A 13,516-nucleotide genomic window follows, 5' to 3' on the forward strand; every position below is an offset into this window, starting at 1 on the left:
CCAGCATCTATATATCGTCTATACAAATAGAGAGCCGGGAGTGGTATTCTATATACCCATATTTTTATGGTGCTGTTGAGAGGAGTCGAACCTCCGACCTACTGATTACGAATCAGTTGCTCTACCAACTGAGCTACAACAGCACGAAGGGAAATACAGCATTGTGGATTATAGAGGTTTGGCAAACGACGAGCAATGCAAGGGTCGAGCATAAAGAGCGGCTTTTTCCAGGGGAAACGTCAAAAATGTTCGTAATAAACTGTTAGCAGTCTGAAAGCTTATAATTACAGCCGCTAAAAATCGTCAATGGCGTTTGCTCTACCGTATCCAGATAAAACTATCTCTAATTTCCCTTATTTTCGTCGATGTCCTCCAATAACTAGACTTTTTTGCAAGTATGCGTCAAACTTGCGTGCATGGAAAATGACGCGTCCAAAATAAAAAAAGTCCTCGTTCTTCATGGGCCTAATCTAAATCTTCTGGGAACACGCGAGCCGGAGCTCTACGGAACACTCACGTTAGGCGAAATTAACAGAAAATTAGCGATTTTAGCGGATCACGCGGGTGTCGGATTAATTCACTTTCAAAGTAACGCCGAGGGTGATCTGATAGATCGAGTTCAACGCGCGATGAGCGAAGGGATAGCATTTATCATCATCAATCCCGCAGCCTATACACATACCAGCATTGCTTTACGTGATGCCCTCGCCGCAACCAGAATACCGTTCATCGAAGTGCATCTCTCCAATGTTTTTGCTCGTGAGTCTTTCCGCAGGAGGTCATATTTCTCCGACTTGGCGGTGGGCGTGATCAGCGGCTTGGGACCTAAAGGATACGAACTTGCCTTGGAATACGCTTTAGAGATATTGGCAGGCGGGAAGTTCGATCGCCTCACCTGACCTTGTTGATATTTATAAGGCCTGGAACGAGGAGCAGGACAGGGAAGAGGCACTTCACGGAATAGAAAGCAGACATGCGTCAGCGCGCTGAAAGATGGCGCAGCAATGGCGGCGTGTAATTAAGACGTAAAGGGGAACCGCCCCGGGGGTTTATTATGGATTTAAGAAAACTGAAGAAACTGATTGATCTGGTCGAGGAGTCGGGCATTGCCGAACTGGAAATTACCGAAGGGGAGGAGAAGGTGCGCATCAGCAGATCGACCTCATCCGTGCAAACCCAGGTAGCCCCAATCGGAGCATCACCTCCACAGGCGGCGATGCCGGGCGCCGTTTCTCCATCTGCGGCACTCACTGCAGCTAACGCGGTAGCCGAGATCCTGCCGGAGGGCCATGTGGTGAAATCACCCATGGTAGGAACGTTCTACCGTAGCTCCACTCCCGGTTCCAATCCATTCGTCGAGGTAGGGCAGACGGTCAAGGAGGGGGAAACGCTATGCATCATCGAGGCGATGAAGCTGCTCAACGAAATAGAATCCGATAAGAGCGGCGTGATAAAGGCAGTCCTGGTGGAAAATGGCCAACCAGTAGAGTATGGCGAGCCGCTATTCGTGATCGGGTGATTCTGTGCCAAACGCGCTTATAACGCGCGGAAAAGACGGTTAACAGCTCCCATTTTCGGGAAACATTCTCCAGTAAACATGTTCGAAAAAATTCTTATAGCCAACCGTGGCGAAATCGCCCTGCGAATACAACGCGCATGCCGTGAGATGGGCATCAAAACAGTCGCAGTGCATTCCCAGGCGGATGCCGACGCCAAATATGTGAAGCTCGCCGATGAGTCCGTGTGTATCGGGCCAGCCCCATCGGCCCAAAGTTATCTTAATATTCCTGCCATCATCAGTGCAGCGGAGGTAACCGACGCGGAGGCTATTCATCCGGGCTACGGGTTTCTTTCTGAAAACGCCGATTTCGCCGAGCGTGTCGAAAGCAGTGGTTTTGTCTTTATCGGCCCTCGCCCCGAAACCATTCGCCTGATGGGCGACAAGATCAGTGCCAAGAACGCCATGAGAAAAGCAGGCGTGCCTTGTGTTCCCGGATCCAACGGCGGGCTCCCGGAGTCGCCTGAAGAGATCCGCGCGATTGTCCGCGCCATAGGTTATCCGATAATCATCAAGGCGGCAGCTGGCGGCGGCGGCCGTGGAATGCGGGTGGTGCATACCGAAGCCGCTTTGTCGAACGCCGTTATAATAACTCGCAACGAAGCGCAGGCGGCGTTCGGCAACCCGACGGTCTATGCGGAAAGATATCTCGAAAATCCGCGCCATATCGAGTTCCAGGTTCTGGCTGACGAACACGGGAATGCTATCTTCCTTGGCGAACGGGAATGTTCAATGCAGCGCCGACATCAGAAAATCCTCGAGGAAGCCCCCGCCTTGGGCATCCCTCCCAGGTTGCGCGACAAGATGGGCGCGCGCTGCGCGGACGCATGCCGCCGTATCGGTTATCGCGGCGTAGGCACGTTCGAGTTCCTGTATGAGAAAAATGAATTTTATTTCATCGAAATGAATACGCGCCTGCAAGTGGAACATCCGGTTACTGAAGCGATTACCGGGATCGATCTGGTACAAGCGCAAATTCGTGTTGCCGCAGGTGAAAAACTCAACATTCGCCAGCGCGATGTCGTATTGAAAGGGCATGCCATCGAGTGCCGCATTAACGCTGAGGACCCTTATAAGCTCACACCCTCCGCCGGACGTATTACGCAATACCATGCTCCGGGCGGCCCCGGCATTCGCGTGGACTCTCATATATATCATAATTATCTGGTGCCGCCTTATTACGATTCCATGATCGGTAAAGTCATTGCCTATGGTGACAACCGCGACCAGGCAATTGCACGGATGCGCATCGCGTTGTCCGAAATGGTGATAGAAGGCATTAAAACAAATATGCCGCTACACCTCGACCTGTTATCCGACGCCGCTTTTCTGAATGGCGGCACCAGTATCCATTACCTGGAGCAAAAGCTTGCCAATTATAATAAGCCAGGCTAAAACGCGACCCATTTCGCGCTGCCTGAGCTATTTCAGGACGGATGAGTCAGCATTGGACCGGATAGCCAGTTTGCGGTTACCCATTTCTTGATATGGCCTGGATTTCGCTCGCTATAGAAACCGATAGCGCGCACGCCGAAGCCCTGGGTGACGCGTTGCTTGAACTGGGCGCGCTGTCAACAGACATACATGATGCGGGCAGCGGCACGGACCGAGAGCAACTCTTGTTCGATGAGCCGGGTGAGCCTTCCGAGAAAATCTGGTTCGCATCCGAGCTCACCGCCCTATTCAACGAGGATGTCGACATTGCTTCCATTGTGCAGGCCGCGGCGAGCGCAGCCCAGCTTCCCTGTCATCCCAGCTATCGCGTTACGCATGTGGAGGAGCAGGACTGGGTTCGGATGACACAATCGCAATTCGCCCCGATCCGGATATCGTCCCGCCTGTGGATCGTTCCCAGTTGGCATCAAATACCCGATACCGCGGCGGTCAACCTGATACTCGATCCAGGGTTGGCTTTCGGTACGGGTAGCCACCCCTCTACGCAATTGTGTCTTGGCTGGCTTGACGAAACGCTGCGAGGGGGTGAAGATGTTTTAGATTATGGTTGCGGCTCGGGCATACTTGCTATTGCCGCTTTGAAATTGGGTGCGGGTCACGTAGTGGGAATTGATATCGACCCGCAAGCCGTTGCTGCAAGTCGCGCAAATGCAGCACTCAACCAGTGTGATGAAACCAAAGCAGAATTTTTTGAGACGCACATGGCGGATCGGGCAGGGCCCGGAAATGGCGCCTGGGTGGATGTGGTCGTTGCTAATATCCTTGCCAACCCGCTAATCGTACTGGCTCCATTATTGATGCGCGCGACGCGCAAAGGTGGACAAATAGCGCTTTCCGGCATCCTCATGGAACAGGCGGAAGATGTGATGCAGATCTATCGGCAATGGTTTGATATTCGTATTACACGCGAGCAGGCGGGATGGGCTCTGCTCACCGGGACGAGAAAGTGAATTTGTTATAAAACCTACGGCTATGGCGCTCGTAACCCGCTGTCCTAACTGCGCGGCTGCTTTCCGCGTAACCCCTTTGCATCTGCAGGCGCATGGTGGTGACGTGCGCTGTGGACAATGTGCACAGGTATTCAACGGCTTTGCCACCTTGGCAACGGTGCAGGAACCGGAAGACCGGGATGAAGCTGGGCCAGAAGCCAAGGAAATGCCGGAAACGGAGGCAGCGCCAGAAGGCGAATCGGGAATTCCGCCTCAAAATGATCCGGATACCCTGGCGGTATCGAATGAAGAGAATTCACCTTCAGCGCCAGCTCAAGAAACAACTCGGGATCAATTCGGTTCGGGCATGACAGCGCGGGCAGCGCCCGCTTCGAGCGCGCCACCGATTGCAGAAGAATCGGCGCCGCAGAGAGAAGGCGAGACGGGCAGCAGTACTGCGGCCAGCAGCGCAGATGGGGAAACACGATTCCCGCACAGGCCGAACGCGGCCATTCCGCCGCCGGAAAATTATGCATGGAACAACTATGCTTTCGATGAGGTTCGGTTGCCCAAGGCATCCCTGGCGTGGGGTGTCGGCAGTCTTTTTTTGATTGCCATGCTGGTGGCCCAGGCCATTTATATTTATCGCGCCGAGCTATCTGTCAACGCACCTGCCACCAGGCCTTATCTTCAACGATATTGCGAGTTGTTGGGATGCACTATTCCCTCGCCACAATACGCGAAGTTGCTGAATATCGAATCGTCCGATATGCAACCGGATACGCAGCAACCCGGCGTCATCACCCTGAGCGCAACGATACGCAATCATGCGCCCAATCCCCAGGCATTTCCGTCGTTTCAATTAACCCTGATCGACCGCCAGGATCGACCCCTCGCCAGCCGTAACTTTCCTCCCGAAGCCTATCTTGAAGACGCCGCCAGCCGCGGGAAGGTCATTGCGCCCAATGCCGAATTCAACGTCAGGCTTCACCTCGATAGCGGGACATTGAACGTGGCCGGATATCGGCTGTTGTTACTTAATCCTCGTTCTTAGGCCGGATGTTTCATAAATTGACGCGCGCTCTTGCTGGTCTTTTGTTTCGTATGAAAATTTCGTTCAGTCGGGCGTATGAATAACTACGCCACTTCTTCACAAAACAAAATCTCCCTACAAAACAAAAGCCTGTGCAATCATCACGCGAATTTATGAAACATCCGGGTTAGGAACATCGCACGAAGAGGTCTCGCGAAAAGGATCGGGCGGCTTAGGCGACGTAGACGAGCCCGTTTCATGCCATTCTCGGCTACTGCGGGGCAGAACTCCGAAGATACTGCTTAGCCCAGAACGATCCGCCATTTCATGTCACCGCTTTTCACCGTGCCCTGACCGAACACTCCACCCTGTCCAACTGCCGGATTTAGGTTAAAATCAGAATCCCGTCAAATCAATCTCCATCCCCTGGCAGAATGACATCTGAAGCTTTGATCGAAACCAAGGACCTGAGTTTTTCCTATGGAGATCGTTCCATTCTCAAAGGGATCGACATCACCATGTCGCGCGGCAAAGTCATCGCCATCATGGGCGGCAGCGGCAGCGGCAAGACCACCCTGTTGCGCCTTATCGGCGGTGCGATTCGTCCATCTGCCGGTTATGTCAAGTTTGCCGGCAAGGTAGTGCATGAGCTAAAAAGAGATGAGCTTTTCCAGATGCGCCGGAAGATGAGCATGTTATTTCAGTTTGGCGCTCTGTTTACCGATTTGTCGGTATTCGATAATGTAGCTTTCCAGATGCGCGAGCATACCGATTTACCGGAATCCATGATCCGCGACCTGGTGTTGATGAAACTTCAGGCTGTCGGCCTGCGCGGTGCGCACGACCTGATGCCGGCGGAACTTTCGGGAGGAATGGCCCGGCGCGTGGCGTTGGCCCGTTCGATTGCGCTGGATCCGGTACTCATCATGTATGATGAGCCATTTACCGGTCTTGACCCCATTTCGCTAACCGTCATCGGTAATCTGATCCGTCGTTTGACTGACGCGTTAGGCATGACTTCAATCGTCGTGACGCACGACGTGCAGGAGTCGCTGAAAATCGTGGACTACGTATACTTTGTCGCAGACGGGGTGATTGCAGCACATGGCACCCCGGATGAAGTGCGCGGATCGATCGCTCCTTTCGTGCATCAGTTCGTGCATGGCGAGGAGGACGGTCCCGTCTCGTTTCACTACCCGTCTCAAGCCTATGCGCGCGATCTGAAACTGGAGGGCAGTTTTGCCTAGGCGCATCGTTATCGGCATCCGGGGCATGGGTCACCGCGTGATAGATAGCGTCTGGCGGCTGGGCTACGCCAGCCGCTTTTTCCTGCTGACCCTGCTGAAGTCGGGTACCAGCTTTCGGCGCTTCGGCCTGATTATCCGGGAGCTTTATTTTACGGGCGTATTGTCGCTCATCATTATCATCGTATCGGGGTTGTTTGTCGGCATGGTGCTGGGTTTGCAGGGTTATGAAACATTACAGCGGTTCGGGGCCGAATCCGCCGTGGGTACAATGGTTGCACTGTCGCTCGTTCGAGAACTGGGACCCGTGGTGGCGGCATTGCTGTTTGCCAGTCGCGCCGGTTCCGCCATCACTGCTGAAATCGGCTTGATGAAAGCCACCGATCAGCTGGCAGCGATGGAAATGATGGCGGTGGATCCGATCGCACGGGTGGTCGCTCCCCGGTTCTGGGCGGGCGTGATTTCAATGCCGTTACTTGCGGCAATGTTTTCCATCGTCGGAGTCTTTGGCGGTTATTTGGTGGCCGTAGTGCTTATCGGTGTGGATGAAGGATCGTTCTGGTCACAAATGCAGGATGCGGTGGACTTCAGATACGACATCGTCAACGGTATCATCAAGACCTGTGTTTTCGGTGTGGCGGTGACGGCAATTGCCGTGTTCGAGGGTTACGATGCGGCGCCGACGGCTGAGGGAGTGTCTGGCGCGACCACCCGCACCGTGGTGACTTCCGCGCTGGCGATACTGGGACTGGATTTTGTTTTAACCTCGGTCATGTTCAGGGGAATGAGCTGATGCAGCGGACGACGATGGATCTGTGGGTAGGCGTATTTGTCTTGGCCGGAATAGGCGCGTTGCTGTTGCTGGCATTGAAGGTTGGGAACCTTGGCACTTATAGCTCGGCAGAGAGTTATACATTGACCGGAAGTTTCGAGAATATCGGCGGTTTGAAAGTCAAGGCGCCGGTAAAAGGTGCTGGCGTGGTAGTGGGGCGTGTAACGAATATTCAGTTCAATACGAAGACTTATGATGCCGTAGTAACCCTTAGCATTGACAACCGCTATCAATTTCCCAAGGACACTTTCGCCAGCATTCTCACATCAGGCCTTTTAGGGGAGCAGTATATCGGTATGGCGGCGGGCGGCGACGAGACAATGCTGAAGAATGGAGATAAAATCATGAAAACCAATTCCGCCATGGTCCTGGAAGAAATGATCGGCCGCTTCCTGTTCGACAAAGCATCAGAGAATAAGACGCCGGAGGAAGACGAGAGCAATAAGGGTGATTGAAAATAGTCGTAATTTCACGATGCGTCCGGCATTGTGGTTAAATAAATTCTTGCGAGGAAATCATGAAGAAATACTTTAATACGTCTTTGTTATTGGCGACCTGGCTGGTTACGCTCCCCGCATGGGCCATGGCGACCAGCCCCGATACCCTAGTGGATAACACGGCCCAGGAGGTGCTTGCAATCGTTCGGCAAGACAAGGACTTGCGTGCAGGCAATACCACCAAGATTCTGGATCTGGTGGAAGCCAAGATATTGCCTCATTTCGACTTTACCCGGATGACCCGGTTGGCGATGGGCAAGAATTGGTCCAAGGCGACGCCCGAACAACAGCAGGTATTGGTAAAGGAATTTCGTACGTTACTGGTACGCACCTATTCCAACGCACTGAGCAGCTACAGCGACCATACCATTACGGTTGAGCCGATGAAGGATAAGGCAGGTGATACCGATACCACAGTCAAGACAAAAGTGATAAATCAGGGTCAGCAGCCGATCCCCATCGACTACAGTATGGAAAAAACCGGTGACGACTGGAAAGTCTACGATGTGACAGTGGCCGGGGTAAGCCTGGTAACCAATTATCGCAGCACCTTCAATAATCAGGTACGTGACGGTGGCGTAGAAAAATTGATTCAAACGCTCGTGGACAAAAATCGCGCCCTGGTTGCTGCCGATAATAAGGCAGCGTCAGCGAAATAGGTCAGCGAAATAATCGATGACTGAAGATGCGGCTAAATTGGTTTTGCGTGAGGGCGGCGAACTGAGCGTTGAAGGCTCGATAACCATCAATAATGTTGTGGCGATGGTTGCGCAAGGCATCGCTTTGTTTGATCGCGATGATATGGTAATCGACCTGGCGCGTGTAACTGAGGTGGATTCTTCCGCCGTCAGCATGTTGCTGGAGTGGCAGCGCGAGGCGGGTCGTCGCAATCGCCCTGTGCGCTTTGCCAATATACCGCTTAATCTGCGAAGCCTCGTGCAGTTATATGGCCTTTCCGAATTAATGCACGTGGCTTGACCGGTATAACCGATCCTTGTCGGACGCAGGGTATCTTGTATATAGATGCTTACCCGTCGCCAACCGGCAATCCGTATCCCATATCCGGCCCATGTGCCCCATGCGTCGGGCCATTACCTTATTCAACTCCTCGATGACCCCGGCAATCGAAGTCAAACAGATGTACAAACGCTTCGGCAGGCTGCAAGCGTTGGCGGGTATTGACCTTGAAATAAGAACCGGGGAATTTTTTGCCTTGCTCGGCCCCAACGGCGCAGGCAAGACAACGCTTATCAACATCATTGCCGGACTCACCCGCGCCACCAGCGGCAGCGCCAGGGTAATGGGTCACGATGTCGTTGCGGACTACCGTGAAGCTCGGCGCATGCTGGGCGTGGTGCCACAAGAACTGGTGTTCGATCCCTTTTTTACCGTTCGTGAAACGCTCGCAATTCAATCCGGATATTACGGCTTAAAAAACAATAAATCCTGGATAGACGAAATAATTCACCATCTGGATCTCACGGACAAGGCGGATGCCAACATGCGCACGCTTTCCGGTGGCATGAAGCGACGCGTGCTGGTGGCTCAGGCATTGGTGCATAAGCCACCGGTCATCGTACTGGACGAGCCTACCGCAGGGGTTGACGTCGAGTTGCGCCAAGGCCTTTGGCGTTTTATCAAAGAATTGAATCGTGATGGTCATACCATCGTGCTCACCACCCATTACCTTGACGAAGCAGAAGCCTTATGCAGCCGTGTCGCAATGCTGAAGCAAGGCAATATCGTGGCGCTCGATAGCATCAGAAACCTCATTAATGGAATTTCCGGATGCTCTGTGCGGCTGCGGTTATCGCCCGATACGCTGCCTCCTGCGCTGCAGCCATTGCTGAGCCGCCGTGAAGAGGAATATTACATTCTGGCGCTTGAAGAATATTCCCAGCTTGAGCATGTCATGGCGGTGCTGCGTATAGCAGGATCGCAAGTGCTGGAGATGCAGGTATTTCAGCCCGATCTCGAAGAGGTATTCGTAAAAATCATGGGGGACGTTGAAATCAGGGACGCGGCAGCCGTTCCCATCACATGACCGGATTTTTGACGCTGTTCCATAAGGAATTGCTGCGATTCTGGAAGGTTGGATTTCAAACCGTATTTGCGCCTATGGTGTCCACCCTACTTTATCTCATGATTTTTTCTCATGTCCTGGACGCCCATGTGCAGGCTTATCCAGGTGTCGCCTACACTGTTTTTATGATTCCGGGCCTGATAATGATGTCGGTGCTCCAAAACGCTTTCGCCAACTCATCATCCAGCCTGATCCAATCCAAAATCACCGGAAATCTGGTATTTGTGCTGTTATCGCCGCTATCCTACCGGGAAATATTCCTTGCTTATGTGCTGGCATCGGTAGTGCGTGGCTTGACAGTGGGACTGGGCGTTTATCTGATAACGTACGGATTTTTCGACGTATCCTTATCCTCCTTTCCATGGATATTCATATTTGCCTTGACGGGTAGCGCATTGCTGGGCGCGCTAGGTCTCATTGCCGGTATCTGGGCGGAAAAATTTGATCAGCTTGCCACATTTCAAAACTTCGTCATTCTGCCGCTGACTTTCTTGTCGGGGGTATTCTACACAATCCACTCGCTACCGCCTTTCTGGCGAGGGCTCTCCCATTTGAATCCGTTTTTCTACATAATCGATGGTTTTCGCTACGGCTTCTTCAGTACGTCGGATATTTCGCCCTATGTCAGCCTTGGGATTGTAGCAACATGCTTCCTGGCGGTATCATGGTTGACATTGCAGATGTTGAGGACGGGTTACAAGATCCGGCAGTAGCTCTGCCCAAGGTTCTGCGGTAGGGATCTGCATGGTAAATCCAGGCGTTTATCTATCAGGAATCTCAAGAGAATCATTTATATAAGGAAGAGAAGGATGGTTACACCAGAAAGCATCAAAAATCACATCGAAAGTTCCTTGCCATGCGAACTGGTGCATGTGGAAGGGGATGACGGACATCATTTCAGCGCCATCATTGTGAGTGCTGAATTCCGGGGGAAAAATATGGTGCAGCAGCATCAGCTTGTTTACCGCGCGCTCGGCGACAGGATGAAGCAGGAGATTCATGCGTTATCCATGAAAACCCACACACCCGAACAATGGGCGGAAATAAACCCGGGCTAGAGCCTGTCGGGCTTGAAGAATCGCAGCGAAAAAGTGGCTGGGTGAGGGTGGATTTTGAGGATTTTGAAGGCCAATAGTTATTCTATTGGCCTGAAAGGGCCGAAAACAGCGAGATATGAACGGGCCAGTCGATTTTCTTTAAATCCGACAGACTGCCAAGCCCCATCAATATCTGGATCTGGAGGGGTTGCGCAGTGCGTGCCAACCGCGGGCGCGTCAACACAAAGCGAGAAGCGGAAGGAATCCCTAAACAGAAGCGCCGCGTTTATAAAACAGTGATGTCTTTTGCAGGATGCTGAGGCTTAGCCCCTGCAATTACGTGCCAGGGGCCAAGGCGGCACGCATTTTCTGCATGGCTTTGGCTTCAATCTGGCGGATTCGCTCCGCAGACACGCCCAATTCGCCAGCAAGATCATGCAGGGTCGCGGGGTCTTTTTCCCGCAGCCAGCGGGCTTCAATGATGCGCCGGCTGCGAGCGTCCAGGCCGGATAGCGCCTGCTCCAGGCCTTCCCCGCGCAGACGCGTGTTTTCTTCAGCTTCCAGCAATTGCCGAGGTTCTGAGCCATCAGTAAGATAAGCGATGGGGCTGAATGCTTCATCGTCATCGTCATCGGATAAAGGCTCAAGCGAAATATCTCTTCCGCTGAAGCGGGTCTCCATTTCCACCACTTCCTCGACCTTGACCCCCAATTGCTTGGCCATTGCATTGACCTCGTCCGGATTCATGGTGTCCAGTACCGACTTCATGCTGCGCAGGTTAAAGAACAGTTTACGCTGCGCTTTCGTGGTGGCAATTCTTACCAACCGCCAGTTACGCAGTATGAATTCGTGGATTTCAGCCTTGATCCAGTGCACTGCAAACGATACCAGTCTCACGCCGCGTTCGGGATCATAGCGTTTTACCGCTTTCATGAGACCAATGTTGCCTTCTTGAATCAGATCGGCCTGGGGCAAGCCATACCCTTTATAGCCGCGAGCGATGGCGACCACGACGCGCAAGTGCGACAGCACCAGTTGGCGAGCAGCGTCGATGTTATCTTCATCCCTCAGGGATCGCGCCAAGCGAATCTCTTCTTCCTGAGAAAGAATTCCGAAGCGATTGGCAGACTGGATGTAGCTTTCGATGCTGCCGGTTGAAGGTATGGCTAAAGCGAAATTCATGTATCCCCCGTTTTCGTCAAAGTTACCCTATTCCTATAAGAGCGTCAACAGTTTGGAAAGTTCCATTGTGGACCCGCTTAAGCCCATGAATTATCTCGGTTCTACTTGCGAGAGATGATTCGCGACCGACAACCACGCCCCCGCCCACCCGAGCCCCGTCGAGAAAAGCAACAGGCTCAGGCTATCCTCCAGGGAGAGATGATAGAGACGAAAATTCACCTCATACAGCTGCAACAAATCCTTCAGTTGTCCATCCGTGAGATAAATTCCAGCAGAAATGATAAGCCATGCTGCAGCACCGCCTACCATTCCTTGCAAGGCGCCAAAATACAGAAAAGGGCGCCGAACGAAACCTGTGGTTGCGCCGATCAGCTTCGCAACCTCTATTTCATCTCGCATCGTCAGGATTTGCAAACGTATCGTATTGAATGCTACGGCTATCAGCGAAAAGCTCAGTAGCGCGCCAAGCATTAACACCGCCAGATGGCCCAGCTTGAGCAAGGCATCAAGCCGTTTGGCCCAGGCCGAGTCAACCTGTGCATGTTCGACTTGCGGCAACTGCCCCAGTTCCGTGCGCAATGCTTCCAGCCTTTCAGGCGTAAGCGCTCTGGTGCTGATGACGAAAGCGTCCGGGAGCGGATTCCGCTCGAGACCGCTCATTACATCGGACAATCCACTGTCCTGCTTGAATTGATCAAGGGCACTATCTTTGGAAACGAACCTGAAGCTCGCCACCGGAGGGTGCTGTTCCAGAAACGATTCGATTTTCGCCACGTCGTCCTTGTCCGCATCCAGCTTCAGGAACAGGCTCAGTTGCGGCGCTCCCGAAAATTGACCGGAGAGGGCCTGGAGGTTTTCGAGCAGCACGTAAATTCCGGCGGGAAGACTGAAAGCGATCCCGATCACGGCAATGCTGAGCAGGCTTCCGAGTGGCGCACGCCCCAGCCGTTTGAATGCCAGAGCAAGCGCATGCAAGTGATGGGAAAGCCAAACGTTCATGCTGCCAGTTCGCCATGATTGAGTGTCAAAATGCGCTGCTGCATGCTGCCCAGCAACTCGACGTCATGGGTGGCGATCAGTATCGCCACGCCCACCTGATTGAACGACACGAACATGTCCATGATATCTCTTGCATAATCGGCGTCAAGGTTGCTGGTTGGCTCATCCGCGATAAGGATGGAGGGCCTGTTGACGATGGCACGGGCAATGCACAGGCGTTGTTGCTCACCCCCGGAAAGCGTAATGGGCCAGGCTTTTTCCCTGTTCAGCAAGCCTACCTTGTCGAGCGCCGCGCGTACTCGCCGGGTCGCCGCCTTGGAACCAAACCCGCTTATTTGCAGGGGCAGCAGTACATTCTGGAAGACATTGCGGTCGAACAGGATTTTTTGATCCTGGAACACCAATCCGAGATTGCGCCGCAGAAAAGGAATTGCACCGCTCTTGAGCGTGCTGACATTCTGGCCGTTGACGATTATGCTGCCCGAGGTAGGGCGCTCGATGGCGGCAATAAGCCTCAGCAGCGTCGTCTTGCCCGCGCCCGAATGGCCGGTAATCAGGGCCATTTCGCCTGCTTCGAGGCTAAAACTGATGTTCCTGAGTGCCTCGTAGCCGTTCGGATAACGTTTATAGACCTGGCTGAAGCTTATCATCGATTGCCGGGGTTATG

The 13,516-nt window shown here is 53.1% G+C and carries 16 protein-coding genes and 1 tRNA gene; 13 read left to right on the forward strand and 4 right to left on the reverse strand.

Annotated features, from left to right (window positions below):
• Window positions 1-67: 67 nt before the first annotated feature.
• A tRNA-Thr gene (locus F822_RS08055) sits at window positions 68-143 on the reverse strand.
• 273 nt (window positions 144-416) lie between these two features.
• On the opposite strand from F822_RS08055, the gene aroQ reads away from it, so the two are divergent.
• From aroQ to F822_RS08120, 13 genes are all read left to right on the forward strand, one after another.
• Entirely contained in the window at window positions 417-899 is a 483-nt protein-coding gene (aroQ, locus tag F822_RS08060; RefSeq protein WP_051536759.1) for a type II 3-dehydroquinate dehydratase, read from the forward strand.
• A gap of 155 nt (window positions 900-1,054) precedes the next feature.
• A complete protein-coding gene (gene accB / locus F822_RS08065; protein WP_025041864.1) occupies window positions 1,055-1,519 on the forward strand; it encodes an acetyl-CoA carboxylase biotin carboxyl carrier protein in 465 nt (154 codons plus the stop codon).
• Window positions 1,520-1,597: 78 nt separating this feature from the next.
• A complete protein-coding gene (gene accC / locus F822_RS08070; protein WP_025041863.1) occupies window positions 1,598-2,953 on the forward strand; it encodes an acetyl-CoA carboxylase biotin carboxylase subunit in 1,356 nt (451 codons plus the stop codon).
• Between the two features lie 92 nt (window positions 2,954-3,045).
• On the forward strand, window positions 3,046-3,963 hold the full coding sequence (gene prmA / locus F822_RS08075; protein WP_025041862.1) for a 50S ribosomal protein L11 methyltransferase: 918 nt from the start codon (window positions 3,046-3,048) through the stop codon (window positions 3,961-3,963).
• A 22-nt stretch (window positions 3,964-3,985) separates the two neighbouring features.
• A complete protein-coding gene (locus tag F822_RS08080) occupies window positions 3,986-4,996 on the forward strand; it encodes a zinc-ribbon and DUF3426 domain-containing protein (RefSeq protein ID WP_025041861.1) in 1,011 nt (336 codons plus the stop codon).
• 413 nt (window positions 4,997-5,409) lie between these two features.
• Window positions 5,410-6,222: an ABC transporter ATP-binding protein gene (locus tag F822_RS08085; RefSeq protein WP_025041860.1), complete on the forward strand. Its 813-nt coding sequence runs from the start codon at window positions 5,410-5,412 to the stop codon at window positions 6,220-6,222.
• Entirely contained in the window at window positions 6,215-7,012 is a 798-nt protein-coding gene (gene mlaE / locus F822_RS08090) for a lipid asymmetry maintenance ABC transporter permease subunit MlaE (protein WP_025041859.1), read from the forward strand. The genes F822_RS08085 and mlaE overlap by 8 nt, the downstream gene beginning before the upstream one ends.
• Window positions 7,012-7,506 (forward strand): outer membrane lipid asymmetry maintenance protein MlaD, encoded by a 495-nt coding sequence (gene mlaD / locus F822_RS08095; RefSeq protein WP_025041858.1) that lies wholly within the window; start codon window positions 7,012-7,014, stop codon window positions 7,504-7,506. Before mlaE ends, mlaD begins: the two co-directional genes overlap by 1 nt.
• A 62-nt stretch (window positions 7,507-7,568) precedes the next feature.
• Entirely contained in the window at window positions 7,569-8,207 is a 639-nt protein-coding gene (locus tag F822_RS08100) for an MlaC/ttg2D family ABC transporter substrate-binding protein (RefSeq protein WP_025041857.1), read from the forward strand.
• 16 nt (window positions 8,208-8,223) lie between these two features.
• Window positions 8,224-8,526, forward strand: coding sequence for an STAS domain-containing protein (locus F822_RS08105; protein ID WP_025041856.1), 303 nt, complete (start codon window positions 8,224-8,226; stop codon window positions 8,524-8,526).
• A 133-nt stretch (window positions 8,527-8,659) separates the two neighbouring features.
• Window positions 8,660-9,592 (forward strand): ABC transporter ATP-binding protein, encoded by a 933-nt coding sequence (locus F822_RS08110; protein WP_025041855.1) that lies wholly within the window; start codon window positions 8,660-8,662, stop codon window positions 9,590-9,592.
• Window positions 9,589-10,344 carry an ABC transporter permease gene (locus tag F822_RS08115; protein ID WP_025041854.1) on the forward strand — a complete coding sequence of 252 codons (756 nt, stop codon included), beginning with the start codon at window positions 9,589-9,591 and terminating at the stop codon, window positions 10,342-10,344. Before F822_RS08110 ends, F822_RS08115 begins: the two co-directional genes overlap by 4 nt.
• Window positions 10,345-10,440: 96 nt before the next feature.
• Window positions 10,441-10,689: a BolA family protein gene (locus F822_RS08120; protein ID WP_025041853.1), complete on the forward strand. Its 249-nt coding sequence runs from the start codon at window positions 10,441-10,443 to the stop codon at window positions 10,687-10,689.
• 315 nt (window positions 10,690-11,004) lie between these two features.
• Here the strand turns inward: F822_RS08120 and rpoH are convergent, their stop codons facing one another.
• The 3 genes from rpoH to ftsE all read right to left on the reverse strand — a co-directional run bounded on the left by rpoH (window position 11,005) and on the right by ftsE (window position 13,499).
• Window positions 11,005-11,850 carry an RNA polymerase sigma factor RpoH gene (gene rpoH, locus F822_RS08125; protein WP_025041852.1) on the reverse strand — a complete coding sequence of 282 codons (846 nt, stop codon included), beginning with the start codon at window positions 11,848-11,850 and terminating at the stop codon, window positions 11,005-11,007.
• 90 nt (window positions 11,851-11,940) lie between these two features.
• A complete protein-coding gene (ftsX, locus tag F822_RS08130) occupies window positions 11,941-12,849 on the reverse strand; it encodes a permease-like cell division protein FtsX (RefSeq protein ID WP_025041851.1) in 909 nt (302 codons plus the stop codon).
• The gene (ftsE, locus tag F822_RS08135; RefSeq protein WP_025041850.1) at window positions 12,846-13,499 is read right to left on the reverse strand and encodes a cell division ATP-binding protein FtsE; all 654 of its coding nucleotides are present in this window, start codon (window positions 13,497-13,499) and stop codon (window positions 12,846-12,848) included. The genes ftsX and ftsE overlap by 4 nt, the downstream gene beginning before the upstream one ends.
• Window positions 13,500-13,516 lie beyond the last annotated feature (17 nt).

It is taken from the genome of Nitrosospira briensis C-128 (assembly GCF_000619905.2).
GTDB classification, from domain to species: domain Bacteria; phylum Pseudomonadota; class Gammaproteobacteria; order Burkholderiales; family Nitrosomonadaceae; genus Nitrosospira; species Nitrosospira briensis.

Excerpts from the sequence above, each read along its gene's own strand:
- aroQ (WP_051536759.1), top strand. The coding sequence starts at position 417 with ATGGAAAATGACGCGTCCAAAATAAAAAAAGTCCTCGTTCTTCATGGG.
- accB (WP_025041864.1), top strand. The coding sequence starts at position 1,055 with ATGGATTTAAGAAAACTGAAGAAACTGATTGATCTGGTCGAGGAGTCG.
- accC (WP_025041863.1), top strand. The coding sequence starts at position 1,598 with ATGTTCGAAAAAATTCTTATAGCCAACCGTGGCGAAATCGCCCTGCGA.
- prmA (WP_025041862.1), top strand. The coding sequence starts at position 3,046 with ATGGCCTGGATTTCGCTCGCTATAGAAACCGATAGCGCGCACGCCGAA.
- F822_RS08080 (WP_025041861.1), top strand. The coding sequence starts at position 3,986 with ATGGCGCTCGTAACCCGCTGTCCTAACTGCGCGGCTGCTTTCCGCGTA.
- F822_RS08085 (WP_025041860.1), top strand. The coding sequence starts at position 5,410 with ATGACATCTGAAGCTTTGATCGAAACCAAGGACCTGAGTTTTTCCTAT.
- mlaD (WP_025041858.1), top strand. The coding sequence starts at position 7,012 with ATGCAGCGGACGACGATGGATCTGTGGGTAGGCGTATTTGTCTTGGCC.
- F822_RS08100 (WP_025041857.1), top strand. The coding sequence starts at position 7,569 with ATGAAGAAATACTTTAATACGTCTTTGTTATTGGCGACCTGGCTGGTT.
- F822_RS08105 (WP_025041856.1), top strand. The coding sequence starts at position 8,224 with ATGACTGAAGATGCGGCTAAATTGGTTTTGCGTGAGGGCGGCGAACTG.
- F822_RS08110 (WP_025041855.1), top strand. The coding sequence starts at position 8,660 with ATGACCCCGGCAATCGAAGTCAAACAGATGTACAAACGCTTCGGCAGG.
- F822_RS08115 (WP_025041854.1), top strand. The coding sequence starts at position 9,589 with ATGACCGGATTTTTGACGCTGTTCCATAAGGAATTGCTGCGATTCTGG.
- F822_RS08120 (WP_025041853.1), top strand. The coding sequence starts at position 10,441 with ATGGTTACACCAGAAAGCATCAAAAATCACATCGAAAGTTCCTTGCCA.
- rpoH (WP_025041852.1), bottom strand. The coding sequence starts at position 11,850 with ATGAATTTCGCTTTAGCCATACCTTCAACCGGCAGCATCGAAAGCTAC.
- ftsX (WP_025041851.1), bottom strand. The coding sequence starts at position 12,849 with ATGAACGTTTGGCTTTCCCATCACTTGCATGCGCTTGCTCTGGCATTC.
- ftsE (WP_025041850.1), bottom strand. The coding sequence starts at position 13,499 with ATGATAAGCTTCAGCCAGGTCTATAAACGTTATCCGAACGGCTACGAG.